Annotated in this window: 25 protein-coding genes and 1 tRNA gene; 19 read left to right on the top strand and 7 right to left on the bottom strand. The window is 62.1% G+C overall.

Annotated features, from left to right (window positions below):
* Positions 1 to 4: 4 nt before the first annotated feature.
* Complete coding sequence (locus tag EDC39_RS02580) at positions 5 to 481, top strand: YbaK/EbsC family protein (protein WP_148894539.1); 477 nt, start codon at positions 5 to 7, stop codon at positions 479 to 481.
* Positions 482 to 586: 105 nt separating this feature from the next.
* Here EDC39_RS02580 and EDC39_RS02575 read toward each other — a convergent pair whose 3' ends face one another.
* From EDC39_RS02575 to EDC39_RS02565, 3 genes are read right to left on the bottom strand one after another with little or no spacing between them, the layout of a single operon-like run.
* Positions 587 to 1,783: a GGDEF domain-containing protein gene (locus EDC39_RS02575; protein ID WP_222862822.1), complete on the bottom strand. Its 1,197-nt coding sequence runs from the start codon at positions 1,781 to 1,783 to the stop codon at positions 587 to 589.
* Between the two features lie 12 nt (positions 1,784 to 1,795).
* Positions 1,796 to 2,281, bottom strand: a complete 486-nt coding sequence (locus tag EDC39_RS02570) for a hypothetical protein (protein ID WP_187426606.1) — start codon at positions 2,279 to 2,281, stop codon at positions 1,796 to 1,798.
* A gap of 19 nt (positions 2,282 to 2,300) precedes the next feature.
* Positions 2,301 to 2,741: an FKBP-type peptidyl-prolyl cis-trans isomerase gene (locus EDC39_RS02565; RefSeq protein WP_148894535.1), complete on the bottom strand. Its 441-nt coding sequence runs from the start codon at positions 2,739 to 2,741 to the stop codon at positions 2,301 to 2,303.
* Between the two features lie 238 nt (positions 2,742 to 2,979).
* Between EDC39_RS02565 and EDC39_RS02560 the strand changes: the two genes are divergently transcribed.
* Complete coding sequence (locus tag EDC39_RS02560; protein WP_148894533.1) at positions 2,980 to 3,930, top strand: ExeA family protein; 951 nt, start codon at positions 2,980 to 2,982, stop codon at positions 3,928 to 3,930.
* A gap of 6 nt (positions 3,931 to 3,936) precedes the next feature.
* Positions 3,937 to 4,599 (top strand): general secretion pathway protein GspB, encoded by a 663-nt coding sequence (locus tag EDC39_RS02555; protein ID WP_148894531.1) that lies wholly within the window; start codon positions 3,937 to 3,939, stop codon positions 4,597 to 4,599.
* Positions 4,600 to 4,609: 10 nt separating this feature from the next.
* Here EDC39_RS02555 and bioD read toward each other — a convergent pair whose 3' ends face one another.
* Positions 4,610 to 5,341, bottom strand: a complete 732-nt coding sequence (gene bioD, locus EDC39_RS02550) for a dethiobiotin synthase (protein WP_148894530.1) — start codon at positions 5,339 to 5,341, stop codon at positions 4,610 to 4,612.
* Positions 5,328 to 6,326 carry a biotin synthase BioB gene (bioB, locus tag EDC39_RS02545; RefSeq protein WP_148894529.1) on the bottom strand — a complete coding sequence of 333 codons (999 nt, stop codon included), beginning with the start codon at positions 6,324 to 6,326 and terminating at the stop codon, positions 5,328 to 5,330. Before bioB ends, bioD begins: the two co-directional genes overlap by 14 nt.
* A gap of 197 nt (positions 6,327 to 6,523) precedes the next feature.
* Between bioB and EDC39_RS02540 the strand changes: the two genes are divergently transcribed.
* The 16 genes from EDC39_RS02540 (at position 6,524) to EDC39_RS02465 (ending at position 21,336) form a co-directional block, all read left to right on the top strand.
* The gene (locus tag EDC39_RS02540; protein WP_148894528.1) at positions 6,524 to 7,120 is read left to right on the top strand and encodes a helix-turn-helix domain-containing protein; all 597 of its coding nucleotides are present in this window, start codon (positions 6,524 to 6,526) and stop codon (positions 7,118 to 7,120) included.
* A 31-nt stretch (positions 7,121 to 7,151) separates the two neighbouring features.
* Entirely contained in the window at positions 7,152 to 7,718 is a 567-nt protein-coding gene (locus EDC39_RS02535) for a helix-turn-helix domain-containing protein (protein ID WP_148894527.1), read from the top strand.
* Positions 7,719 to 7,736: 18 nt separating this feature from the next.
* Positions 7,737 to 8,972, top strand: a complete 1,236-nt coding sequence (locus EDC39_RS02530; RefSeq protein WP_148894526.1) for a tetratricopeptide repeat protein — start codon at positions 7,737 to 7,739, stop codon at positions 8,970 to 8,972.
* 137 nt (positions 8,973 to 9,109) lie between these two features.
* Positions 9,110 to 9,391, top strand: coding sequence for an HU family DNA-binding protein (locus tag EDC39_RS02525; RefSeq protein ID WP_148894525.1), 282 nt, complete (start codon positions 9,110 to 9,112; stop codon positions 9,389 to 9,391).
* A 442-nt stretch (positions 9,392 to 9,833) separates the two neighbouring features.
* Complete coding sequence (locus tag EDC39_RS02520; protein ID WP_187426605.1) at positions 9,834 to 11,276, top strand: OmpA family protein; 1,443 nt, start codon at positions 9,834 to 9,836, stop codon at positions 11,274 to 11,276.
* Positions 11,273 to 11,776 (top strand): OmpA family protein, encoded by a 504-nt coding sequence (locus EDC39_RS02515; RefSeq protein WP_148894523.1) that lies wholly within the window; start codon positions 11,273 to 11,275, stop codon positions 11,774 to 11,776. Before EDC39_RS02520 ends, EDC39_RS02515 begins: the two co-directional genes overlap by 4 nt.
* 11 nt (positions 11,777 to 11,787) lie before the next feature.
* Complete coding sequence (locus EDC39_RS02510; protein ID WP_148894522.1) at positions 11,788 to 12,261, top strand: cyclic nucleotide-binding domain-containing protein; 474 nt, start codon at positions 11,788 to 11,790, stop codon at positions 12,259 to 12,261.
* A gap of 14 nt (positions 12,262 to 12,275) precedes the next feature.
* A complete protein-coding gene (locus EDC39_RS02505; protein ID WP_148894521.1) occupies positions 12,276 to 12,914 on the top strand; it encodes a hypothetical protein in 639 nt (212 codons plus the stop codon).
* A gap of 63 nt (positions 12,915 to 12,977) precedes the next feature.
* Entirely contained in the window at positions 12,978 to 14,669 is a 1,692-nt protein-coding gene (locus EDC39_RS02500) for a Na/Pi cotransporter family protein (protein WP_148894520.1), read from the top strand.
* Positions 14,662 to 15,579: a Ppx/GppA phosphatase family protein gene (locus tag EDC39_RS02495; RefSeq protein ID WP_148894519.1), complete on the top strand. Its 918-nt coding sequence runs from the start codon at positions 14,662 to 14,664 to the stop codon at positions 15,577 to 15,579. Before EDC39_RS02500 ends, EDC39_RS02495 begins: the two co-directional genes overlap by 8 nt.
* Before the next feature lie 118 nt (positions 15,580 to 15,697).
* Positions 15,698 to 17,461, top strand: coding sequence for an indolepyruvate ferredoxin oxidoreductase subunit alpha (gene iorA, locus EDC39_RS02490; RefSeq protein ID WP_148894518.1), 1,764 nt, complete (start codon positions 15,698 to 15,700; stop codon positions 17,459 to 17,461).
* Positions 17,454 to 18,032 carry an indolepyruvate oxidoreductase subunit beta gene (locus tag EDC39_RS02485; RefSeq protein ID WP_148894517.1) on the top strand — a complete coding sequence of 193 codons (579 nt, stop codon included), beginning with the start codon at positions 17,454 to 17,456 and terminating at the stop codon, positions 18,030 to 18,032. The genes iorA and EDC39_RS02485 overlap by 8 nt, the downstream gene beginning before the upstream one ends.
* A 37-nt stretch (positions 18,033 to 18,069) precedes the next feature.
* Positions 18,070 to 19,371 carry a phenylacetate--CoA ligase family protein gene (locus EDC39_RS02480; protein ID WP_187426604.1) on the top strand — a complete coding sequence of 434 codons (1,302 nt, stop codon included), beginning with the start codon at positions 18,070 to 18,072 and terminating at the stop codon, positions 19,369 to 19,371.
* A gap of 9 nt (positions 19,372 to 19,380) precedes the next feature.
* Positions 19,381 to 19,812: an ACT domain-containing protein gene (locus tag EDC39_RS02475; protein WP_148894515.1), complete on the top strand. Its 432-nt coding sequence runs from the start codon at positions 19,381 to 19,383 to the stop codon at positions 19,810 to 19,812.
* A 60-nt stretch (positions 19,813 to 19,872) separates the two neighbouring features.
* Positions 19,873 to 21,174, top strand: coding sequence for a phenylacetate--CoA ligase family protein (locus EDC39_RS02470; protein ID WP_148894624.1), 1,302 nt, complete (start codon positions 19,873 to 19,875; stop codon positions 21,172 to 21,174).
* An 85-nt stretch (positions 21,175 to 21,259) separates the two neighbouring features.
* A tRNA-Pro gene (locus EDC39_RS02465) sits at positions 21,260 to 21,336 on the top strand.
* 70 nt (positions 21,337 to 21,406) lie between these two features.
* On the opposite strand, the gene EDC39_RS02460 is transcribed toward EDC39_RS02465, so the two are convergent.
* Positions 21,407 to 21,841, bottom strand: a complete 435-nt coding sequence (locus EDC39_RS02460) for a hypothetical protein (RefSeq protein ID WP_148894514.1) — start codon at positions 21,839 to 21,841, stop codon at positions 21,407 to 21,409.
* Between the two features lie 93 nt (positions 21,842 to 21,934).
* Positions 21,935 to 24,067 carry an ATP-dependent DNA helicase RecG gene (gene recG / locus EDC39_RS02455; protein ID WP_148894513.1) on the bottom strand — a complete coding sequence of 711 codons (2,133 nt, stop codon included), beginning with the start codon at positions 24,065 to 24,067 and terminating at the stop codon, positions 21,935 to 21,937.
* Positions 24,068 to 24,081: the final 14 nt, after the last annotated feature.

Genomic DNA, 24,081 nt, shown 5'->3' with positions numbered 1-24,081 from the left:
GTCCATGCCCGACATCAGCGAAGTCAAGGCCTATCTGTCCCGATTCGGACTGCAGGTGGTGGAATACGAGCAACCGACACCGACGGCCGAAACCGCCGCCAGGGTGGTCGGCTGTTCGGTCGGAGAGATCGCCAAGACCATCCTGCTGACCGTCGGTCGGCGCACGGTCGCGGTGCTGGCCGCCGGCGATACGCGCGTCAACTCCGCCTGCATCAAGAAAGCCAGCGGCTTCAGCGGCAAGGTTCGCCTGCTGCCGCCGGAAAAGGTGGTCGAGACGGTCGGTTATCCGCCGGGAGGGGTCTGTCCCTTCCTGCTGCCGCCAGAGATTCCCCTCTATCTCGATTTGAGCCTGCAGCGCTTCGTCACCGTCTATCCTGCTGCCGGCACCACCCGTTCGGCCGTCGCCGTCGCCGTCGAGAAGCTGCCCGAAATCACCGGCGGCACCTGGGCCGAGGTCACCCGGCAGGAAGAAGGCCAGTGAGCCGCGTCGTGGACAAGGCTCTGTTCGGCGCCGGCCGCCGGTGACCAGAATCCTCCCGGCGGCAACGTTCTGGCCGGCCGAGCCGGAACATCAGGGCCGGCTGCTCTAGCCCATCCCCTGGCGACAGACCCGATTGCGACCGCCCTGCTTGGCCCGGTAGAGGGCCTGATCGGCGCGCTTGACCACCTCGTCCGGGCTTTCCCCCTTGCCGCGTTCGGCCACGCCGATGCTGACGGTGACGCTCAGCCGTTTCTGCTCCATGCGCTTCCCGGGTTTCCGCGGTTTCCTGCGCGGCCGCTGCAGGCGGCGGCGCAGGACGAAGCCGGCCTGTTCGACCTCGATTCGAACCTGTTCCACGAAGGGCATGGCCGCATCGACGCTCTTGCCGGCAAACAGCAGGGTGAACTCCTCGCCGCCGTAACGGTATGCCTTGCCGCCGCCGTCGACCCGGGCCAGGCGGGAACCCACCATCTTCAGCACCTGGTCGCCGACGTCGTGTCCGTAGCGGTCGTTGAATCCCTTGAAATGGTCGATGTCGACCATGGCGACCGTGTAGCGGCCCGCCAGGCGGTTCAGTGCCTCGTTCAGGGCCCGGCGTCCCGGCAGACCGGTCAGCTCGTCGTGAAAGGCCAGTCCGTGGGTCATTTCGATGATCGCCAGGCAGGGCGCGAGTCCGGCCAGACCCAGCCAGGTACCCATGTCGAGAGGGCCGGTCCAGTAGAGTCCGACGGTACCCGTCAGTGCCGTCCAGAACAGGGCCGCTTCGATGGGGCCCGGACAGCGCCAAAGCCAGAAAAGGGCGGCAACCATCAGCAACAGCCAGCCAAGCAGGATGGGCTGGGCCGGAAGCGGACCAAGTCCGGCTGGCAGCTGAACCCATTCGGTCTGCAACAGGGCGAGGATCTTCTCCGGCTGCCGCCACAGGCAAAAGAGGGCCCCGGCCCACAGAAGGGAGAAGAGGCCAGCGCGTAACAGACCCGAAAGGCTGAAAAAACCCCGTTCGGGCAACAGCAGCAACAGGACCATCCCGGCCGGCAACAGCAGGGACAGGAGCGGGCGCAGCTGTTCGGGTGCAAGACCCGCCGGAGGGAATGTCAGGACCAGCCCGGTCGCCGCCAGCAGCAGAAGCGCCAGGGCCGGCCGGCCGCGGTTGAACCGCCAGGCGGGAAAGAAACCGCCCGCCAGGACCAGTGGCGGCAGCAGCGGCAGATAGGGAGCGGCCAGGACACGGGCTGCCGGCCAGAAGAGCAGGGCCAGCAGCAGAACGAGAGGAAGAATGACGGGAAGCAGGGTGCCCAGCATGACAACCTTGATTCAGCGCACCCGGCTGCACGGCAGATCGAGGTGCAGAATCTGTCCTCTCTTGCTGACAAATATCTCGGAATCGTCGAGCCGGGGCGTGTACTGTTCGCCGCTGCAGCTCAGTTCGAACGTCTCCTGGTAGGGCAGGCCGGGTATGAAGGCGGGGACGCTGTAGTCGATGCCGTCGAGGCTGCAGGTGATCTTGTCGGTCAGTTCATCCTCGTCGGGATCGTGACGGCCGTTGCCGTTGCGGTCGAAAAAGGCATCGATGATCAAAATGCCTCTTTCGGTGGCCAGAGGTGGCGGCGAGCCGAAGGTGAGGTCGAGAATGCTCTCCTCCGGTTCCCTCGCCGGCAGCTGCTTGCGCATGTTGACGCTCGCTTCCGTGGTCCCTTCGGCGTGGAGCGCGCCGACGGACAGCATGACGAGCAGGCATGGAAAAAGGATGTGCCGGCCGAACAGCCGGCGCATCCTTTGCTGACAACTACGTGCTGACATGGAACGCTGCGCGACTGGCCTAGACCGGTTTTTTCTTGATGTCGAGCATTTCGATCTCGAAGGTCAGATCCTTGCCGGCCAGGGGATGGTTGGCGTTGAGGGTGACGGTCTCGTCGGTCAGGGCGTCGATCATGAAATACATCACCTGACCGTCTTGGCGCGTGACCTGCAGCTGGCCGCCTTCGACCAGTTCGATGTCGTCCGGCAGCATGCTGCGCTCGACGGTTTCGATCAGTTTTTCGTGGACGGGACCATAGGCTTCGTCGCAGGGGATGGTCACGGTCTTTTTCTCGCCCGCAACCATACCGAGGGCGGCGCGGTCGAAGCCGACAATGACCTCCTTACGGCCGACGATGAATTTCAGGGGGTCGCGTCCTTCGGACGAATCGAAAACGGTGCCGTCGGCCAATCTGCCGACATAGTTGACGGTGACCGTATCTCCGGCCTCGGCTTTGAACATGGTGGCTCCTTTCAACGGGTTGCGGTTTCGGGATTCTCATCCCGCAGGCTATCCTTTCTGCAGTCGATCTGTCAACTTCGCCGTCCGGCGGCGTTGAGTCGCCGGAGAAATGCTGATAAAGTGACAACCTGCCGAAAACCAGCCTGTTCGAAAAGATTCGGTTCCCTGGCAGCCGGGCCTTTTCGGCAGCCTGCTTGACATGCCAACCATCTGTCGGGGATCCGGTCGCGACACAATCATGTACAGGGAACATTTCGGATTCAGGGAACAGCCGTTTTCCATCGCTCCGGATCCCCAGTATCTCTACCTGTCGAGGCAGCACCGGGAAGCGCTGGCGCACCTGATCTATGGCGTGCGCACCGGGGGCTTCGTGCTGCTGACCGGCGAGGTCGGCACCGGCAAGACCACCCTGTGCCGCTGTCTGCTGGAGCAGCTTCCGGCCCAAGTGCTGGTGGCCTACATCGTCAACACCGGGCTGTCGGAACGGGAACTGCTCGAAACCATCTGCGACGAATTTCGCATCGTCCGCCCACGGCAAAACGTCAACAACAAGGTGCTGATCGACGCCATCAACACTTTTCTGCTCAAGGCCCATGCCGCCGGCAAGAGCCCGGTCCTCATCATCGACGAGGCGCAAAACCTCGCGCCAAGCGTTCTCGAGCAGGTCAGGCTGCTCACCAACCTCGAAACCAGTCGACGCAAGCTGCTGCAGATCATTCTCATCGGCCAGCCGGAACTGAAGAGCCTGCTGGAAACCCGGCAGATGAGGCAACTCTCCCAGCGCATCACGGCGCGTTTCCACCTCGAGGCGCTGTCCGGTTCCGAAATCGCGGCCTACGTAAACCATCGCCTGCACAAGGCGGGCGTCACCCGTCCGATCTTCGGCAGGGAAGCCCTGCGCCTGCTCGGTCGGCTGAGCGGCGGCATACCTCGCCTGATCAACGTCATCTGCGACCGGGCACTGCTTGGCGCCTACTGCGAGGAAAAACACACTGTGTCGCGAAGAATCCTGCGCAAGGCCGCGGCCGAGGTGTTCGGCCGGCCCGTCGGCATCCTGAGTCGCTGGTGGCCTGTTCTGTTTTTTGCGGCATGCCTGCTGTTTGCGGTCCTTTACGGCTCCGGACTGTTCGCGCGGCTGCCTTTCACCGGATTCTTCGCAGCCGGTCCGTCCCTGTCGACACGAAGCTGAGCGACCATGAGCTACATTCTGGACAGCCTGAGAAAAGCCGAGCGAAAACGGCGCGCCGCGCAGGAAGGCGTCGATCTGCCGATGCCGGAACTGGATACAGCGGAAAGGAAGCGCTCCTGGTGGCCCGAAGTGCTGGCCGCAGCCCTGCTGCTCAACACGGTCCTCTTTCTTGTGTGGGCGCCCTGGAAACACCCGGCGCCGCCCCGCTCCGAAGCGACTGCCGGCAAGACCCTGTCGGCAAGAGAGGCGGAGGCGATCGCCCGTACTGCCAGCCGGAAAACCGTGTCGCCTGTCGCGCAGCGGTCCGAACCCCGAGAAACGTCTTCTCCGGTCACCGCGCCATCATCTGCGCAGCCACCGGTTGCCGCGCCATCTGCAGCGAAACTTTCAGCCGGGAAGGAGGCGGGCGAGGCAAGGCGACCGCCAGCGACGCAGCAGAAGATTCTCAGCCTCGAGGCCCTGCCGCCATCGATCAGCCGCAGCCTGCCCCCTCTGCAGCTGAGCATGCACTTCTACGCCGCCGATCCCGCCCGGCGCATTGTTCGCCTGGACGGAAAGCTGCTGCGCCAGGGAGACCGGCCGGCGCCGGGTCTGACGATCCGGGAGATCACCCGCTTCGGGGTGGTGCTGGAAAAGGACGGTTATCTGTTCGAGATTCCCCGACCGTAACAGGAAGGCTTCAGCTTTGCGCGCCAATCGCCGCCAGCAGCCAGGGAAGGGTGGGGCTGTGTTGCAGGTGGTTCGCCAGCTCTTCCACCTGTTGCATGGGTTCGCCGAAAACCTCGGGCAGGGAGGCCAGCAGGTCGGCCGAGGCCAGGGAGGCGATGGCGTGCGGCGCGTTTCGTTGCGCCTCGTCGGGATGTTCGGGCAACCTGTTGAGGATGATTCCCGCCACCGGCAGTTCCATCTGCCGGGCGGCGAACGTGGTCAGCAGGGTGTGGTTGATGGTGCCCAGATCATGCCGGGCCACGATCAGCAGCGGCAAACCGAGCTGCCTGGCCAGGTCGGCCATCAGAAACCCTCCTGTCAGCGGCGCCATCAGTCCGCCGGCACCTTCGACGATGAGAAAGTCGCAGCTCCCGGCCAGCTGCGCCGCCGCCCGTTCGATGACGGCGAGATCGAGGCGCACGCCCTCGGCCCGGGCGGCCTGGTCGGGCGCCAGTGGCTTGCGCAGCCGGTAGGGGGCCACGATCTCGGCCGGCGCGTCGCAGCCGGCGGCCTGGCCGAGAAGCCGGGCGTCCGGTCCCGGCAGGGAAGGATCGGCGACGCCGCTTTCCACCGGCTTGCACACGCCGACCTTCAGGCCGCGTTGCGCCAGCAGCCGGGCCAGGGCGGCGCCGACCAGGGTCTTGCCCACTCCGGTGTCGGTGCCGGTGACGAACAGACCGCGTGGGCGATCAGCAGCAGCCATCGACCTCGACCTCGGCGTCACGGAAAAGCTGCAGGTCGGTTTCGCGATCGCGGCCGGACGTGGTCAGGTAGTTGCCGACCATGGTGCCGCTGGCGCCGGCGGCGAACATCCAGGACTGGAACTCGCGCAGGTTGGGCTCACGACCGCCGCAGACCGAAATGCTCTTGTCCGGCAGCAGGTAGCGCAGCAGCACGAGAATGCGCAGGCAGTCGAGCGGCGTCAGATCCGATTTGCCCTCCAGCGGGGTGCCAGAGACCGGGTTGAGAAAGTTGACCGGCACCGAATCGACATCGAGCTCGCGCAGGGTGAAGCCGAGCTCGGCGCGCTGTTCGAGGCTTTCTCCCAACCCGAAGATGCCGCCGCAGCAGACCTTCATTCCCGCCCGTTTGGCCACGCGCACCGTCTTCACGTCCTCCTCGTAGTCGTGGGTGGTGCAGATGCTGGGAAAGTGGCTGCGCGCCGTTTCCAGGTTGTGGTGATAGGTGACGCAGCCGGCGGCGGCCAGTTTTGCGGCCGTACTTTCGTCGAGAATGCCCAGGGATGCCGACGGGTCGATGGCGGTTTCGGAGCGGATGCGGCGAATCGCCTCGAAGATGGTTTCCCATTCCCGCTCGTCGCGGATACGCGTCCCGGAGGTGACAATGCCGTAGCAGTGGGAGCCTTCCTGTTGCGCCTTTACCGCGCCAGCGACGATCTCGTCCACGCTTTTCAGGCCATAGACCGGCGCCTGCGTCTTGTAGTGCGCCGACTGGGCGCAAAAGGCGCAGTTTTCGGGGCAGCGACCCGATTTGGCGTTGATGATGGAACAGAGTTCGGCCCGGTTGCCGAAGGCTCGTTCGCGCAGCCAGTGGGCGCCGGCGATGGCCATGGTCAGCTCGGCTCCCCGGGCCCGAAGCAGCGCCAGGGCCTCGGACTCGGTCAGGGTGTATCCTTCGGCGCAGCGCTGCGCCAGTTCGATGAAATGAACCGCCGGTGTCGTTGTCATTGATAGTGCCCTCCCGGGTCAAAATGGGGTCCAAAATACGGTCATCCCGTCCTTTTGTCAACCAATTGGAGACATATGGTTGACAAGCGCCTTTTCTGAGCAAATTACCATTTGTGGGTTGTTGTGTCTCAGATAGTATTGACAGAGCGATTTTTAGATGTTAGAACACAATCTCATTTTGTGCAGGGGTTGTGATCATGATCAAGAAGCTCATCGGCAAGAAGCTCAAGGCGACAAGATTGAAAAATGACATGACAATTCAGGAACTTGCCGCCGCGTCCAACGTCTCGTCCAACATGATTTCCCGGATCGAACGTGGGTTGACCATCCCTTCGGTCGAAATTCTCGTCAAGCTGGCAGGGGCCTTCGGCATGAGCATCAACTACTTCGTCGAAGAAGCCGAGACCGGCAGTACCGTCATCCATACCCGTCGGGGCGAGGGCGAACCGATCTTCTTCTTCGAAGACAAGCACCAGATCACCAGCCTGACCCAGGGGCTGCGCGATCCCGGGTTTGCCGTCTTCTACGACACCCTCGAGGCCGGCTGCGACAGCGGCCAGGGCGGCATGGTTCACACCGGCGAAGAGTTCGCCCTGGTGGTCAGGGGACGGATGGAGTTCGTCATCGAGGAAACCAGCTATATCCTCGAGGAGGGCGACTCCATCGTTTTCAAGGCCTCGCTGCCGCATCGCTGGAAGAACCTGCACGACGGCAAGACCCTGGTTCTCTGGGTTGTTTCGCCGGCCCCCGACGTCGCGCAGCCGGCACGCACCGACGAAGCCGTCGGCGCCTGAACTCCATGCTTTTCGAAACCGTTCTGTCATCATGAAAATCAAGAAAATCGTCGGCAAGAAGCTCAAGGCCATCCGCCTGAAGTCGGACATGACCATCCAGGAACTGGCCGAGGCCTCGAAGGTGTCCTCCAACATGATCTCCCGCATCGAGCGGGGACTGACCATCCCCTCGGTCGAGATCCTGATGAAGCTGGCCAAGGTTTTCGACAAGAGCATCAACTATTTCGTCGAGGAGGTGACGACCACCCACGAGATCGTCCATACCCATCCGGGCGAAAGGGACACGACGGTCTACGAGGACGAGCGCAACATGCTGACCGAATCGCTCACCTCCGGCCTGCGCGATCCGCAGTTCACCTCCTTTCTCTGCACCATCCCCAAGGGGGGACGCAGCGGCGAAAGCCAGATGTACCATCCCGGCGACGAACTGATCTATCTGCTCGAAGGTCGGCTGCAGGTCGTCGTCGGCCGGGAAGTCTTTCTGCTTCATCCCGGCGACAGTCTCAGTTTCAAGTCGCATCTGCCGCATCGCTGGATCAACGTCGGCGACGGTGAAGCCAAGGTCATCTGGACCCTGTCTCCGTTTACGACCATCTAGACTCATTCGGGTATTCGCATGTCATTTCTGCGCAGACTGATCGGCGGCAAGGATCCCGCGGCACAGGCACGGCGGGCCTTCGACCAGGGCGAGTATGCCCGCTTCATCACCCTGTGCCGGGAGAACGGTCTGGAGCAGACCGATCCCTTCGACGAACTGCTGCACCAGGCCAGGGAAATCCTGTGCGAGCGCAACCTGGAAGAGGCCAGGCTGCGGCGGTCGCAGGGGGATCTCGCCGCTTTCGAGGAACACCTCGCGCTGGCGAAGGAGTATGGCGCCACCACCGCACAGCTCGACGAGCTGAAATCCGCAATCGACGGCGAAGAGCCGTCGGCGACGACGGAGGCCGCCGTTGCCGGTTGTGCCGGTTGTGGCGCGAGCGGCGACGGCCATACCGCAGAAGCGATCGTGGCGAACGACGGCCTGGCCGAGGACGAGGAGTGGGAGCTGTTTCTTGCCGCCATGCCGGAAGAGATGGAAGCCGCCTATCGCGGCAAGTCGGACATCTTTCGAGCGGCGCTTCTGGCGGCAAACCGCAGCGAGGACGATGCGGCCTGCAGACTGTTCGAGCAATGTCCTGCAGAAGACCGGGACGCCCACTATCTCTATGAGTATGGCGCCGCACTCTGCCGTTGCGACAACCTCGAGGCCGGACTCGACTGTCTGGAACGGAGTGTCGACCTGTTGCCGGAGCTGCGGCACGCCTGGGAGCTGCTCTTCGAACTGTTTTCGCGCGGCGTCGCCATGAACGATTTCGTCCAGCGACTGGAAAGGCTGGCGGACAATTCGCGCATGGCCGGGTTCGCCGCCCAGCTGCTGGCGCGTCTGGCCTGGCAGGAAAAGCGGCCCGACGATGTGCTCAGGTGGGGAGAGCGTGCCCTGCAGGCCGGCGAGGCCCAGGCCGAACTGCTGCAGATGCTGGCGAACCTGCTCGAGGAAAGGGGAGAGGAGAAGCGGGCCGAATCCCTTCTGGCCAAGCTGCCGGTCATCGGCTGCGGCGGCACCGTGCACCCACTTCTGGCCGAATTCTGGCTGCGCCGCGACCGGAACCTCGACCGGGCGCTGGAGAGCTTCAAGGCCGCCGGCCGCCAGGATCCCGGCAACCCGCGCTGGCCGCTGCGCATCGCCGAAGTCTACATCCGGCGGGGCTGGAAAAAGGAAGCCAGGCAGATACTCGCGAGTCTCACTGCCGCCGCCAACCTTTCTCCAGAAATGAAACAGCTCGTATCCTCGCGTCTTGAAGAGTTGTCCTGACCGGGAAAATCACGTCCTTCTGTTGACAGCCGCCCCCCTGTCTGTATATTTCTAACAGTAAATTCAGGGGAATAGCACTCCGCGCACTGTCGGGCGACATCCCGTTGCCCGCCTCGCCAACGGCTCGAGGAGGACCCATGAACAAATCGGAACTGGTGGAAGCCCTGGCCGACGCCAAAAGCCTGACCTACAAGAAGGCTGAAGAGATCGTCAATCTCATCTTCGACTCCATGGCGCAGACCCTGGTCGAGGGTGGCCGGATCGAAATCCGCGGTTTCGGCAGTTTTGTCGTCAAGGATTACAAGGCCTACATGGGGCGCAATCCCAAGACCGGAGAAATCATCCAGGTCAAACCGAAAAAACTGCCGTTCTTCAAGGTTGGCAAGGAATTGCGCGAACGCGTCAACAAAGATCGCTAGCCACCATTGCCGGTCCCGCAGGACGGTTGTGAACGTTGCATGCTCCGGCGTGCGGTTTTCAGCGTCCGGTTAAGTCATATGACCGAAAGGCCGGGGTTCTCCCCGGCCTTTTTCACGTCCGAACGATTCCGGTCGGGATGACCTCCCGGCATCCGTCGTCCGGAAACGATATCTCTTCCGGAAAATCACTGCCGTAAGGTTTCGATTTTCAAGGGAATGTCCGTCTTGTTCCCGTCCTGGACGCTTCGCATCCGTCATGGTTCCGACACCTTCTGCCCGGGGCTGCAAAACCCGTTCTTTTGGCATGTTCCTTGATACCCACCAGAGGTGCAGTTTTGCGTGCGCATGCTGCCGGCCTTCAAGACTTCAATTGATTTCAACCTTTTGGAATGTTAATAATGTGCCGATATTTTGTAGTGACGTTCCTTGCGGAAGGGGACTTATGAAAAAAATCTTCCTTTTTTTTGTTTTCGTTCTGCTTGCCGCCGGGACCGCCCGGGCCGTACCGACCCAGTACGGTGCAACCGGCCTGATTTCGCAGCCGACGGCAGAAACCCTCAACGCCGGCAACATCTGTGTCGGCGTCTGGTGCAATTATTCCTACGTCGACCAGACCGAAAAGGAGGCCCTGATCCTGCCGGTCGGTATCACCATCGGTCTGGGCACCTTCTTCGAAATGTACGGCTCCTATCCCAACCTGCTGTTCAATGACGACGAACTCGAAAGTGGCCGGGGCGCCACCAATCTCGGCGCCAAGATCCGCTTTCTGGGCAAACGGTCCTCCCGCTTCAAGATGGCCCTGGAAGGTCAGGCGCTTCGCACCATATCCGACAACCCCGACATCGACGGCCTGACCGACTACATGGGCCGTGTCATCGCCTCTCTCAAGCTCGATACCATCGGCTTTCACGTCAACGGCGGCTATGTGAGCACCGAAAGTCCAAAGGGGATCAACTACGATGATCAGGTCCTCGGCGGCGGCGGCATCGAATTTTTTCCCACTGGCCGGTTACGGATCATCGCCGAAGGGGAATGGCGTTCGAGCAAGCTGGTCAACGGCGATGACTACACCGAAGTTTCCACCGGCTTCCAGTACTATGTTTCCCCTCATTTCACCTTCAACCTCGCCGGTTCTCTCGGCCTCGAGGACGGCGCGCCCGACTGGCGCGTTCTGGTCGGATTCTCGGGATGCCAGGGGATCGGGACCTATCAGCATCCCATACCCAAGCTGATCGAATCGGCACCGGTGGCGGAAGAGAAGCCTAAACCCAAGAAAAAGGTCGTCAAGATCAAGACCCTTACGCCTCTGACTCCGGTGGTCAAGGTCAAGCCGGCGAAGCTGTCGCCCGTCGCCAAGCTCGAGGTCAAGGTCAAGCCGAAGGGGGAAGAGGTCATCATCGACCCTTCGGAGCGTCTCAAGATCCCCGGCACAAGGGAACTGCAGGCAATCAATGTCACTCCCGTGGCGCCGGTTGTGCCGACAGCGGAGAAGCCGGTCATCGACAAGCCGACCAGGGTCATCGTCTATCGGAAGTTCAAGATGGATGAACTGACCTTCGGCTTCGACCAGTATTCCCTGACCGAAAAGGGCAAGAAGGCCCTGGCCCTCATCGCCGAGGAACTGCGTCGGGACAACAAGTGGTTTGTTCTGCGGTTCGATGGCCACACCGACAGCACCGGGTCAGTCAACTACAATGACCGTCTTTCCCTCAAGCGAGCCATCGCCACCGCCACCGCACTGGTGCTGAACAACGGCTTCGACCCCAACCGCATTTTCGTCAAGGGATTCGGCGAGTCGAAACCTGTTGCCAGCAATGACACGCCGGAAGGCCGAAGCGCCAACCGTCGAGTCGAAATTCTCGTACTGGTCAAGAAGGAAGAATGATTTTGCAAAGGTTGGTCATTAAATTCATTCAGGCCGGCGTTGCATTTCTGTTTCTGTACGCCGGACTGGCGTTGGCGGCAGGCGATATCGATTTCGCAGATTTCATAGGCACACGCCGGGTGCTCGCCACCGTTCATTTCGCCCCCGGTTCGTCCCGTCTCGACGCCGTCGGCCGGCAGACTCTCGACCAATTGGTGGAAGAACTGCGCCGACTGTCGCCAGACGAGAAGGTCGTGCGCATCGAGGGATTCGCCAGCCCCGAAGGTACCGAACGGACCAACGTCGATCTCTCCATGGAACGTGCCACCCGGGTCGAACTCTACTTCCGCCGCCACCACAAGCTGCCGCCGACCCGCTACCTGGTCGGCATCGGCGTCCGTGCCGAAGGCGACATGCCGCCGGAAAAACAGAGGCGTGTGGAAATCGCCGTTTATGATAATGTTCTACATGTCGACTGGGACAAGGCCGACCGCATCATCATCGACGGCGACAGGAAGTAACGGGGAGAACCATGGTCGATCTGGCGGCATTGAAAAACAGTCACCTTTTCCGGGACATGACCCCCGAAGATCTCGTAAAGCTGGCGACGGTCTTCGAGGAGAAGGAGATGGCCGAAGGAGCGACCATCTTCATCGAACACATGCCGGGCGAGATGCTCTACCTGATCAGGGAAGGGACGGTCCGCATCTCGAAGATGCTGGCGGAGGGCCAGGAGAAGACTCTGGTCATTCTCGGGCCGGAAGATGTTTTCGGGGAGATGGCCATTCTCGATGGCGCCCCGCGGTCGGCCACGGCGAGGGCGGCCGAAAAGGCGCGCCTGCTGTGCATCAAGAAGGCCGATTTCGAACGGATATGCGACCAGGATCCGCGCCTCGGCATGAAGCTGATGCGCAACATCATCCGGGTCTTCAGTCAGCGTATTCGGGAGAACAACGACGAATTCCGCGACATGCTGGTCTGGTCGCTCGGCAAGAAAAAATCCTGAAGGGAGACGCTGCCATGACTCGAACTCTCTTGACGGCCCTCTGCCTGCTGCTTACGGTCATCGCCGGTTGCAGTGTTCATGTCATGCCCAGGGGCGGCGCCGGCTACACCGTCACCGCCGACAACTCCCTGACCGCCGAGAAAGCCGGGCTGGCTCTGACCGTCGGTGTTCAGGATCTCGAGGTTGCCCCCTACCGCATGGTGGACAACATCACATCCTTTCGGGTGGTGATCGACAACAGAACCGGTCGCGAGATCAGCGTCCCTCTCGATTCCTTCGTTCTCATCGACGACCAGGGCCATCAGTACCGGCCGATTCGTCCGGAGAAGATCCAGGAGATCGTCAAGAAGGACGCGAACTATCTCATTCCCTATCCCTACGTCGGATATTACTATCTCGAAGACCGGGAAAAATCGGCCCAGTACGACACCTTTCAGAGCAACCTCCCCTATTACACGCAGAACTACCCCCAGGACATCTTCACCCAGGCACTGCCGGAAGAACCTGTGCTGCCCGAGGCCAAAATCGCCGGCCTGGTCTATTTCGTCGTCGACCTGACCGGCAAGAAGAGCTTCGAGCTCAGGGTCTACCTGCCGGACGAAGAGCGGCGGAGCGAACCGGACTTCCGCTTCCCCTTCGTGGTTGAAAAGTAGTAACGGCCGGGTAAGATAGTTTCAGCTTGCAGCATCCCGTCTTCTCCCGGCCGGAGTCTTTCCATGCTTGACCTTCTTTTCGACCGGGGGCTCGTCTTCGGGCTTCTGGGCGGTCTCGGTCTGTTCCTCTTCGGCATGCGCACCCTGTCGGAGGGGCTGCAGAAAATCAGTGGCCAGCGCCTGCGCATCATCCTGACCGCCCTGACCGCCAACCGCTTTGTCGGTGCCCTGGTCGGACTCCTGGTCACCGCTGCCATCCAGTCTTCGGGCGCCACCACCGTCATGGCCGTCGGCTTCGTCAATGCCGGCCTCATGTCGCTGGTCCAGGCCATCGGCGTCATTCTCGGCGCCAATGTCGGCACCACCCTGACTGCCCAGCTTCTCGCCTTCAACCTTGGCGGCCTGGCTCTACCGGCAATCGGTGTCGGCGCCTTGCTGAAGCTTTTCAGCAAAAACCGCAAATGGTCCTACTACGGCGAAATCATTTTGGGCTTCGGTCTGCTCTTTTTCGGCTTCGGTCTCATGAAGCAGGCCTTCGATCCAGTCAAGCAGAGCGAAACCTTTCGTCATTTCTTCACTCTGGTCGGCGACAACCACCTGCTCGGAGTTGCTGTCGGCGCCCTGGTGACCGTCCTGGTCCAGAGCAGCACGGCCACCATCGGCCTGACCATCGCTCTGGCCAGCAGTGGCCTGCTAAGCTTCGAGGGGAGCGTCGCCCTGATTCTTGGCGAAAACATCGGAACCACGATCACCGCCAACCTGGCCGCCGTCGGCGCCAACCTGAACGCCAAGCGAACGGCCCTGTGTCATCTGCTGGTCAACGTAACCGGCGTCACCTACATGCTGCTTCTCTTTCCCTTCTTCACAAGGCTGGTGGCGGCAATGACGCCCGGAGATGCCGACTTTATCGTCAGAACAGTGGACCAGGCCCGTTTTTTCGCCGCCGACATCGGCGACAAGCCGCATATCGCCCGCCACGTCGCCAACGCCCATTCCCTTTTCAACCTGATCAACACGTTGCTCTTTCTTCCCCTGGTTCATCCGCTGGCCAGGCTTGCCACGATGCTGCTGCCGGGAACGGATCGCGAAACCGCCTACATGGTGAAGTACATCGACCGGCGGGTGCTGAATACGCCGCCGATCGCCCTCGGGCAGGCAAGGTCGGAAACCCGGCGCATGGGGCGGCTGACCCACGGGATGCTCGCAGATACCATCGCCTATATTGGCGATCAGGACGATACCCGCATCGACAATCTCGAGCGCTGCGAGCGGCTGATCGATCATCTGCAGCGGGAAATCACCGATTTTCTCGTCGCCCTGTCACAGAAGTCGGTCAGCCAGCAGACCTCCGCCCAGATCGCCTCTTTGCTGAACGTCGTCAACGACCTGGAGCGAATCGGCGACCACTGTTTCAACCTGGTTCACCTCAACCAGAGACGTAGCGCGGAAAACATCGTCTTTTCGCCCACCGCCGTTCAGGAGCTGAACGATATCGCCGAGCGGACCCGTTCCTTTCTGTCGGTGGTTCTCGAACATTTCGACCAAAACGATACCCGGCTGCTCGCCGACGCCCTGAGAAACGAGGAGGAGATCGACCGGCTGGAAGCGGTTTTGCGGCAGAATCACATCAGCCGGCTGAACACTGGCGAATGCGCCGTCCTGCCCGGCCTGCTCTTTATCGAGATGATCCAGAATTTCGAAAAGATCGCCGATCACACCTTCAAGATCGCCCGTTCCCTCTACCGCGATGAATGATACCGCCCCGACCTGTGTGATCGACATCGGTTCGAACACGCTGCGCATGCTGGTCGCTACGGTGCGCCCGGCGCGCAGTCTCGAGCTGCACTGCTACCGGCAGATGGCGACGAGGCTGGCCGCCGGCCTGAACGAGCGGGGAGTGCTCGGGTCCGAGCGTATGGCGCTGGCCATCGACGTGCTTCGTTCCTTCCTGACCGAAGCTGCCGCCCATGATCCGAAAAAGATCGTGATTCTCGCCACCGAGGCGGTACGACGGGCGAAAAACGGTGAAGATTTCGTCCGCCAGGTGCGGGCGGACACGGGAGTCAGGGTGCGGATTCTCGACCCGGAACAGGAGGCCCGCCTCAGCTGCTTCGGCGCCCTGTCCGGCCTGGATCCGGCGCCCGAAAAGGCCCTTGTCTTCGATCTCGGCGGCGGCAGTCTGGAGCTGGCCTTTGTCGACGGGGGACGGCTGCGCTGGCATGACAGTCTTCCCCTCGGCGTCGTGCGCCTGGCGGAGGCGACCGGCGATCTGCTTGCCAGGGAGACGGCGCGTATGAAACGGCAACTGCACAGCTCCGGCGTTTTCACCATGGCCGCCGACAGCGGCTGCCGCCTGATCGGTACTGCCGGTACGGTCACCACCCTGGCGGCGCTGCACCTGGGTCTCGCCGTCTACGAGCCGGGTCGCGTCAACGGCCTGCGGCTGTCCCGCGAGCAGTTGCTGGCGCTGAAGCAAAGACTGGCGCCTCTGCGCCCCCGGGAGAGAGAGGCACTGCCCGGCATGGAGGCGGGGAGGGGGGATCTGATCCTGCCCGGTCTCGAGGTCGTGCTGCGGCTCATGGCGATGGTGCGCAAGGAGGAAATCACGGTCTCGGACCGCGGTCTGCTGGAAGGGGCCGCCCTGGGCGGTGAAATGTTCGATTGACAGTCTGCAGCATATTGTATATTTTCGCATACTTTAGAAAACTCAAACCTGTATCGTCGGGCCGGACGCCCGTCCGCCGGCGGTTCGGGTCAAATTCAGAGTCTGCAGGTGAAGTTTGATGAAAAAAGAGCTGCTTTCGGGCAACGAAGCCATTGCTCGAGGTGCCTATGAGGCGGGCGTGCGCGTCGCCTCGGCCTACCCGGGAACCCCCAGCACCGAAATCCTCGAAAACATCGTCCGCTATCCCCGGATCGACGCTTCCTGGGCGCCGAACGAAAAGGTGGCGCTCGAAGTCGCCATCGGCGCCTCCTTCGGCGGCGCCAGGGCGCTGGTGACCATGAAGCATGTCGGCGTCAACGTCGCCGCCGACCCGCTGTTCACCCTCTCTTACACCGGGGTGCGGGGCGGGCTGGTGCTGGTCACCGCCGACGATCCGGAGCTGCACTCGTCGCAGAACGAGCAGGACAACCGGCACTACGCCCGGGCGGCCAAGCTGCCCATGTTCGAGCCGGCCGACAGCCAGGAAGCCCTCGAGATGACCCGACTGGCGTTCGAGGTCAGCGAGCGGTTCGACACGCCGGTTATGCTGCGCACCACCACCCGGATCTCGCACAGCAAGTCGGTCGTCACCGTCGGCGAGCCGCTGCCGGAGCTGCCGGCCACCTCGATCGAGAAGAATCCGCCCAAGTTCGTCATGCTGCCGGGCAATGCCCGCAAGCGGCACCTGTTCGTCGAAGAGCGGATGCGGCAGCTGTCCGAATGGGCGGCCTCACAGGATTTCAACCGCATCGAGGAAGGGAAGGGCGATATCGCCATCATCACCTCAGGCGTGGCCTACAACTATGCCCGCGAGGTCTTTCCCGACGCCAGCATCCTGAAGCTCGGCATGGTCCATCCGCTGCCGAAAAAGCTGATCGCCGAGTTCGCCTCCAGGTTCGAGCGGGTTGTCGTCATCGAGGAGCTCGACCCCTTCATCGAGGAGCAGGTCCGGGCGATGGGCATCGACGTGTGCGGCAAGGACCGGCTGCCCCTGTGCGGCGAACTGACCCCCGGCCGCATCCGGCAGGCCCTGCTCGACGGCGAAGCGCCGCCGGTTGCCAAACAGGCGGAAAATCTTCCGCCCCGGCCGCCCAACATGTGCCCGGGCTGCCCTCACCGCGGGGTCTTTCTCGCCCTGAACCGGCTGCAGGCCTATGTCACCGGCGACATCGGTTGCTACACTCTCGGTTTCATGCCGCCCCTGTCGGCGATGGATACCTGCATCTGCATGGGGGCCAGCATCGGCAACGCTGCCGGACTGTCGCGCGTTCTTGCCGACGAGGAAAGAAAGAAGGTAGTAGCCGTCATCGGCGATTCGACCTTCCTGCACACCGGCGTCAACGGCCTGATGGAGATGGTCTACAACGGCGGCGCCGGCACCGTGGTCATTCTCGACAACCGGATCACCGCCATGACCGGCAGGCAGGACAATCCGGGCTCCGGCTTCACCCTGAAGGGCGAGGACGTGCCCGCCGTCGACCTGGAACAGCTCTGCCGTTCCCTCGGCATCGAGCATGTCCGCGTCATCGATCCCTATGATCTTGAACTGACACGGAAGACCCTGCAGGAGGAGATGGCGAGAGAGCAGGTGTCGGTCATCATCACCCGGCGTCCCTGCATGCTGATGAAGCGGCAGAAGGTGGCGTTGCGGCCGCCGCTGCACGTCGATCCCGACAAATGCGTCGGCTGCCGGGCCTGTCTCAAACTCGGCTGCCCGGCAATCCAGTGGGACGCGACCGCCGGCGAAAAGGGGCAGGCGCGCATCGACAGCCTGATCTGCGTCGGCTGTGCGGTCTGCGAACAGATGTGCAAATTCGAGGCGTTTGGAGTAAGCCATGGTTGAGACCATTACCAATATCTACCTGGTCGGCGTCGGCGGGCAGGGGATTCTGCTGGCCAGCGAAATCCTGTCCGAAGCCCTGATGCTCGCCGGCCATGACGTGAAGAAGGCCGAGGTGCACGGCATGGCGCAGCGCGGCGGCAGCGTCGTTTCCCATGTCCGGTTCGGTTCCAGGGTCTATTCCCCCATCATTCCCGAGGGGGAGGGGGACATCCTGTTCGGTTTCGAGCTGCTCGAGACCTATCGCCATCTGCACTTTCTGCGCCCGGACGGCCGCGTGATAGTCAACGACCTGCGGATTCTGCCGCCCGGCGTCAATCTCGGTCTGCAGGAATATCCGGACGCAATAGCAGAGAGAATCAGCGAAGCCTTTGCCGACACCACCATCGTCGACGCCGCCTCCCTGGCCACCAAGGCCGGCAGCGAGCGAGCCGCCAACACGGTTCTGCTCGGCGCTCTCTCCCGGCGTCTGGAACTGGACGAGGCGATCTGGCGGCAGGCGATCACCCACATGGTTCCAGAGAAATTCCGGGAACTGAACCTGCGGGCCTTCGAGCTCGGTCGCGCATGCTGAATCCCTTCATGTTCATCGTTGGCAAGGAGCGGGAATCATGATCTGGAATGACGAATTCGAAACCCTGCCACGGGAAGCGATCGAGTCGCTGCAGCTGAAACGCCTGCAGCAGACCGTGGCCCGGGTGCAGGCGACGGTCCCTTTCTATCGGCAGAGCTTTGCCCGGGCCGGGGTGTCGGCGGAGATGATCCGGTCGCTGGACGATCTGCGGCGGTTGCCGTTCACCCTGAAGCAGGACATGCGCGACAACTATCCCTACGGACTGTTCGCCGTGCCGCTGGAGCAGATCGTCAGGATTCACGCCTCGTCCGGAACCACCGGCAAACCGACCGTCGTCGGCTACACCCGGCGGGACATCGACACCTGGGCCGAACTGATGGCCCGCTCCTTTGTCGCCGCCGGCGCCAGCAGGGGAGACGTCATCCACAATGCCTACGGTTACGGACTGTTCACCGGCGGTCTCGGCGCCCACTACGGCGCCGAACGCATCGGCGCCTCGGTCATTCCGATGTCGGGCGGCAACACCAAGAAGCAGATCATGATCATGCAGGATTTCGGTTCGACCGTGTTGACCTGCACGCCATCCTACTGCCTCTACCTGGCGGAGGCCGCACGCGAGGAAAACCTCGACATCCGCGATTTCAAGCTGCGCGTCGGCATCCACGGCGCCGAGCCCTGGAGCGAGGCGATGCGGCAGGAGATCGAGGAGAAACTCGGCATCAAGGCGATCGACATCTACGGCCTGTCCGAGATTCTCGGTCCCGGTGTCGGCATCGAGTGCATCGAGGCGCAAAACGGCCTGCATATCTGGGAGGACCATTTCATCCCGGAAATCATCGACCCGGAAACGGGCGAACCTCTGCCGCCGGGCGAGAAGGGCGAACTGGTGATCACCACCATCACCAAGGAGGGGATTCCCCTCATCCGCTACCGGACGCGGGACATCACCCGAATCATCCCCGAACCCTGCATCTGCGGCCGGACCCATGTCCGCCTCGAGCGGATCAGCGGCCGCAGCGACGACATGCTTATCATCCGCGGCGTCAACGTCTTTCCTTCGCAGATCGAGAGCGTGCTGTTCAACATCGAAGGCGTCGAGCCGCATTACCAGCTGATCGTCGACCGGGAAGACAACCTCGACACCCTGGAAGTGCAGGTGGAGGTCAACGAGCGGGTCTTTTCCGACGAAATCAAGGTGCTGCAGGAACTTTCCCGCAAAATCCGCCGGGATATCAAGGACCTGCTCGGCATCACCTGCAAGGTGCGACTGGTGGAGCCCAAGAGCCTTGCCCGCAGCGAAGGCAAGGCCGTTCGCGTCATTGACAAACGGAAAGGATAGGAGGGCAGGATGACGGTTCAGCAGATTTCAGTCTTCATCGAGAACAAGACCGGCCGCCTGGCCGAGGTGACCCGGGTGATCGGCAACGCCGGCATCAACATTCGGGCTCTCTCCCTTGCCGACACTTCGGATTTCGGCATCCTGCGGCTGATCGTCGATTCGCCGGACAAGGCCCTGCAGGTGCTCAAGGAGGACGGCTTCACCGTCAGCAAGACCGAGGTGATCGCCGTCGAGGTGCCCGACCGGCCGAAAGGACTCAACGGCATTCTCGAAAAACTCGACCAGGCCGGCATCAACGTCGAATACATGTACGCCTTCGTCGAGCCCAACGGCGGAGAGGCTATCATCATCTTCCGTTTTGACGACATCCAGCGGGCCCTGGAGATGCTGCCGGAAATGGATGTCAAGCTGGTCAAGAGCGACAAGATTTTCTCGGCCTGACAATGGGTTGAGTGCCTTTTTCTGGAAAATACCTGAAGTGAGGATGCTGTCTTGCCACACCTGAAAATATGGGATCCCGTCCACGAGTGCATGGATCGCGAAGCCCTGCGCGAGCTGCAGCTTCGCCGGCTGAAACAGACCCTCGACCGGGTCTACCACAACGTTCCCTGTTACCAGCAGAAATTCACTGACATCGGTTTTCATCCCGACGATCTGCAGACCCTCGAGGATCTGCAGCGGCTGCCGTTCACCGACAAGGAGGATCTGCGGCGCAACTATCCCTACGGCATGTTCGCCGTGCCCATGAAAGAGGTAGTACGCATCCATTCCTCGTCCGGAACCACGGGCAAGCCGACGGTGGTCGGCTACAGCCGCCGGGATCTCGACACCTGGACCGAACTGGTCGCCCGATTCATGACCGCCGCCGGCGTCACCGCCGAGGACATCGTGCATATCGCCTTCGGCTACGGCCTGTTTACCGGCGCCTTCGGCCTGCACTACGGCGCGGAGCGCATCGGCGCCTCGGTGATACCGATCTCAAGCGGCAATACCGACAAGCAGCTGATGATCATGCACGACTACCGCAGTTCGGCGCTGGTCTGCACGCCGAGCTACGCACTGACCATGGCCGATCGCATGGAACGAACCGGACTGGACCCGCAGAGTCTCGATCTGCGGGTCGGCCTGTTCGGCGCCGAGCCCTGGAGCGAGGAGATGCGGCGGGAGATCGAAAGGCGGCTGGAAATTGTCGCCACCGACAATTACGGCCTGTCCGAGGTCATGGGACCGGGAGTCGCCGGCGAGTGCCTCTGCCGCCGGGGGATGCACATCTTCGAGGACCACTTTCTGCCCGAGATCATCGATCCTGAAACCGGCGAGGTGCTGCCGCCGGGCTCAGTAGGGGAGCTGGTCATCACCAGCCTGACCAAGGAGGCCTTTCCCGTAGTCCGCTACCGGACAAGGGACATCACCCGTCTCGACTACGCGCCCTGCGACTGCGGCCGGACCATGGTCCGCATGCAGAAAACCATGGGGCGCTCCGACGACATGCTGATCATCAAAGGGGTCAATGTCTTTCCGACCCAGATCGAGGAGGTACTCTTCCAGATGGAGGGGTGCGAGCCGCACTACCAGCTGATCGTCGATCGCGTCAACAACGTCGATACCCTCGAGGTGCGGGTGGAGGTCAACGAAAAGATCTTCTTCGACGAAATGAAACAGCAGAAAGCCTTTGTCGAGGCGGTGGAAAAACGGCTGGCCAGCACCCTCGGCGTCGGCGCCAGGGTCAAGCTGGTGGAACCGGCCTCCATGCCGCGGCACGAAGGAAAGGCGGTGCGGGTCATCGATCGGCGAAAGTTGTGATTTCATTGCGATGTAACCGGCAGCACCGCTGCTTTTTGCCTTGACAAGATGCCGCGGATAACCCATAATCCGCGGCGTTGGTCTTCGGGGCGTAGCGCAGCCTGGTAGCGCACCTGCATGGGGTGCAGGGGGTCGGAGGTTCAAATCCTCTCGCCCCGACCATCACAAACAAAAAGGGAGCCTTGACGGCTCCTTTTTTTGTGCCCGCACAAACCCATCTTGATCTGTTCGCTCATTTCCGCACCTCACGGCGAGGACGCCCCGGACGGCCACCAAGGCCAGCCTCGACAAGGGTCTTGCGGATAATCTCATACTTCCGCCACGGGTGCTTGATCACCCGCAAATCAGCAGCAATACGCTTGAGCAGCTCAAACCGTGACAGGCCAGGGGCATTGTGACGGTCGAAGGATTCCAGAACCAGCCGGGCAAACTGCTCACGGGCCTGTTTCGCTTCGAGCTGATAACGGGCGTCTTTCTCACGCCGGGACTTGAGCCAGTCGATATGCGCCTGCCGATCGGCGGCAAAGAAGAAATCCGAGAGAGCTTCAAGAAAGTGGGCGTAGGCGTTGAGGAGGGATTCCGGAAGGCGGACAGTGACGGAAACGAAGCCGTCGCCGTGGTGGTTGACCTTCAGGGAGTTACGAAGGGGACGTGTCCGGGAGTTCATGGGCGAACCCCCGGGGAAGCGACATCAGAAAATCTTATGTCGCATAAGATATATTATGTAAACTTTTATCGAGTACAAAAATAAACGCCCGTTTCAGCCGATGCTGGCCAGCTCCAGCCGTCCTCCCCAGCGCTCCGCCAGGGCCTGCATCAGCTCGTGGTAGCGTGGATGGTCGGGAAAGTCGTCACGGGCAACCAGCTCCATGGCGTCCTGCCGCGCCTGTTCGAGCACCTGCCCGTCACGCAGGATATTGGCGATGCGGAAATCGGGCACGCCCGACTGCCGGGTGCCGAGAAAGTCGCCCGGTCCCCGGATTTCGAGATCGGCTTCCGCTATCCGGAAGCCGTCGCCGGTCTCGCACATCACCTGCAACCGTTTCAGACCGTCCTCGCTGCACTTTTGTGACCGGATCAGGACACAGACCGATTCCTTGCCGCCCCGGCCGACCCGGCCGCGCAGCTGATGCAGCTGGGCGAGTCCGAACCGTTCCGCGTGTTCGACGATCATCACCGTGGCGTTGGGCACGTCGATGCCGACCTCGATAACGGTTGTGGCGACCAGAATACCGGTTCGGCCCTCGGCGAAATCCCGCATCACCGCGTCCTTTTCCGGCCCCTTCATGCGGCCGTGCAGCAGCGCCAGCCTGACATCGGGGAAAAAGCCGGTCAGCCATTCCATGGCCTCGGTGGCGGCCTTCAGGTCGCTCTTTTCCGATTCCTCGACGAGCGGATAGACGATATAGCCCTGCTCTCCCCTCTGGATCGCCTTTTTCATTAAAATCAATGCACGTTCTCGTTCTTTTTCCCCGCACATCAATGTCTTGACAGGTTTGCGGCCCGGCGGCAGCTCGTCGATCACCGACAGGGCCAGGTCGCCGTACACGGTCAGGGCGAGACTGCGCGGTATCGGCGTGGCGGTCATTACCAGAATGTGGGGATTCTCCCCCTTCTGTTTCAGAACCTGCCGCTGTTGCACGCCGAACCGGTGCTGCTCGTCGACGATGCCGAGCCCAAGACGGCTAAAGCGAACGCCTTCCTGCAGCACGGCGTGGGTTCCGACCACCAGGTGCACCTCCCCTGCCGCAATCCTTTCCAGGCAGCGCTGCTTGTCCGAAGGTTTCTGCGTTCCCGACAGCAGTGCGGTTTTCAGCCCCAGTCGCTCGAGCCAGTGACTGAAGAAGCGGTAGTGCTGCTCGGCCAGGATCTCGGTCGGCGCGACGACGGCGACCTGGGTTTCGTTTTCGATCGCCAGCAGCGCCGCCATCAGGGCGACGACGGTCTTGCCGCTGCCGACATCGCCCTGAACGAGACGGTGCATCGGATGCGGCCGCTGCAGATCCCTCTTGATCTCGCCGAGCACCCGCTTCTGGGCGGCGGTCAGCCGGTAAGGGAGCATCGCCGCCAGGGGACGGGTGTAGCGGTGTTCGATGCGGAAGGGAATCCCCGCTTCAAGGCTGATTCCCTTCTGTCGCAGCAGCAGCCCCAGTTCGAGGTAGAAGAATTCATCGTAGACCAGGGCCCGCCGGCAGGGATCGTCGCCCCGCTGCAGGGCACTGAGGTCAGCGTCGTTGTCGGGCCAGTGGACCTGGCGCAGGGCAATGTCGAGGGGGGGCAGCGACCTCTTGCGAAGAAACTCGGCCGGAAGATGGGTTTTGACCTGCGCTGCGAAGCGGTCGACAGCTTCCTTCCAGATCTTGCGCGCCGTGCGCTGATGCAGCCCATCGGTCAGGGGATAGACCGGCAGAATGCGGCCGAAATTGAGCGGATCGGCCCGGGTGAAATCATCGACATCCTGGCCCGGGGCCAGAAAATCGGCTTCGGGATGAAGAACCTCGCGCCGGCCGGCAAACCGTTTCACTTCCCCCCGAAAAAGCGCCCTGCGGCCCACCTGGTAGGTCTTTTTCTGCCAGGCCTTTCGGTAATGGAACCACTTGAGGGTGATGGTACCGCTGCCGTCGCCGACCACGACCTCCCACATCGCCCGGCCCGAGCGGCTGGTCCGCACCTCGGCGGAGGCAAGAATCTCGCCGCAGAAGATTTCAGTACAACCCTCACGCAGATGGGCGATCTTGCGCAGCTGGCGCCGGTCCTCGTAGCGATGCGGCAGAGTGTAGAGCAGATCCTCGACAGAACGGATCTGCATGCGGGCGAATCTGTCGGCAAGGCGCGGACCGACGCCGTGCAGAACCGACAGGGGCTGGTGCAGATGGCTGGAATCGGCGCACATGGCGCCATTCTAAT

The sequence above is a fragment of the Geothermobacter ehrlichii genome, from assembly GCF_008124615.1.
Classification (GTDB): Bacteria; Desulfobacterota; Desulfuromonadia; order Desulfuromonadales; family Geothermobacteraceae; genus Geothermobacter; species Geothermobacter ehrlichii.
The sequence above is the reverse complement of the archived record's forward strand: the minus strand, read 5'-3'. Positions and strand labels throughout refer to the sequence as shown.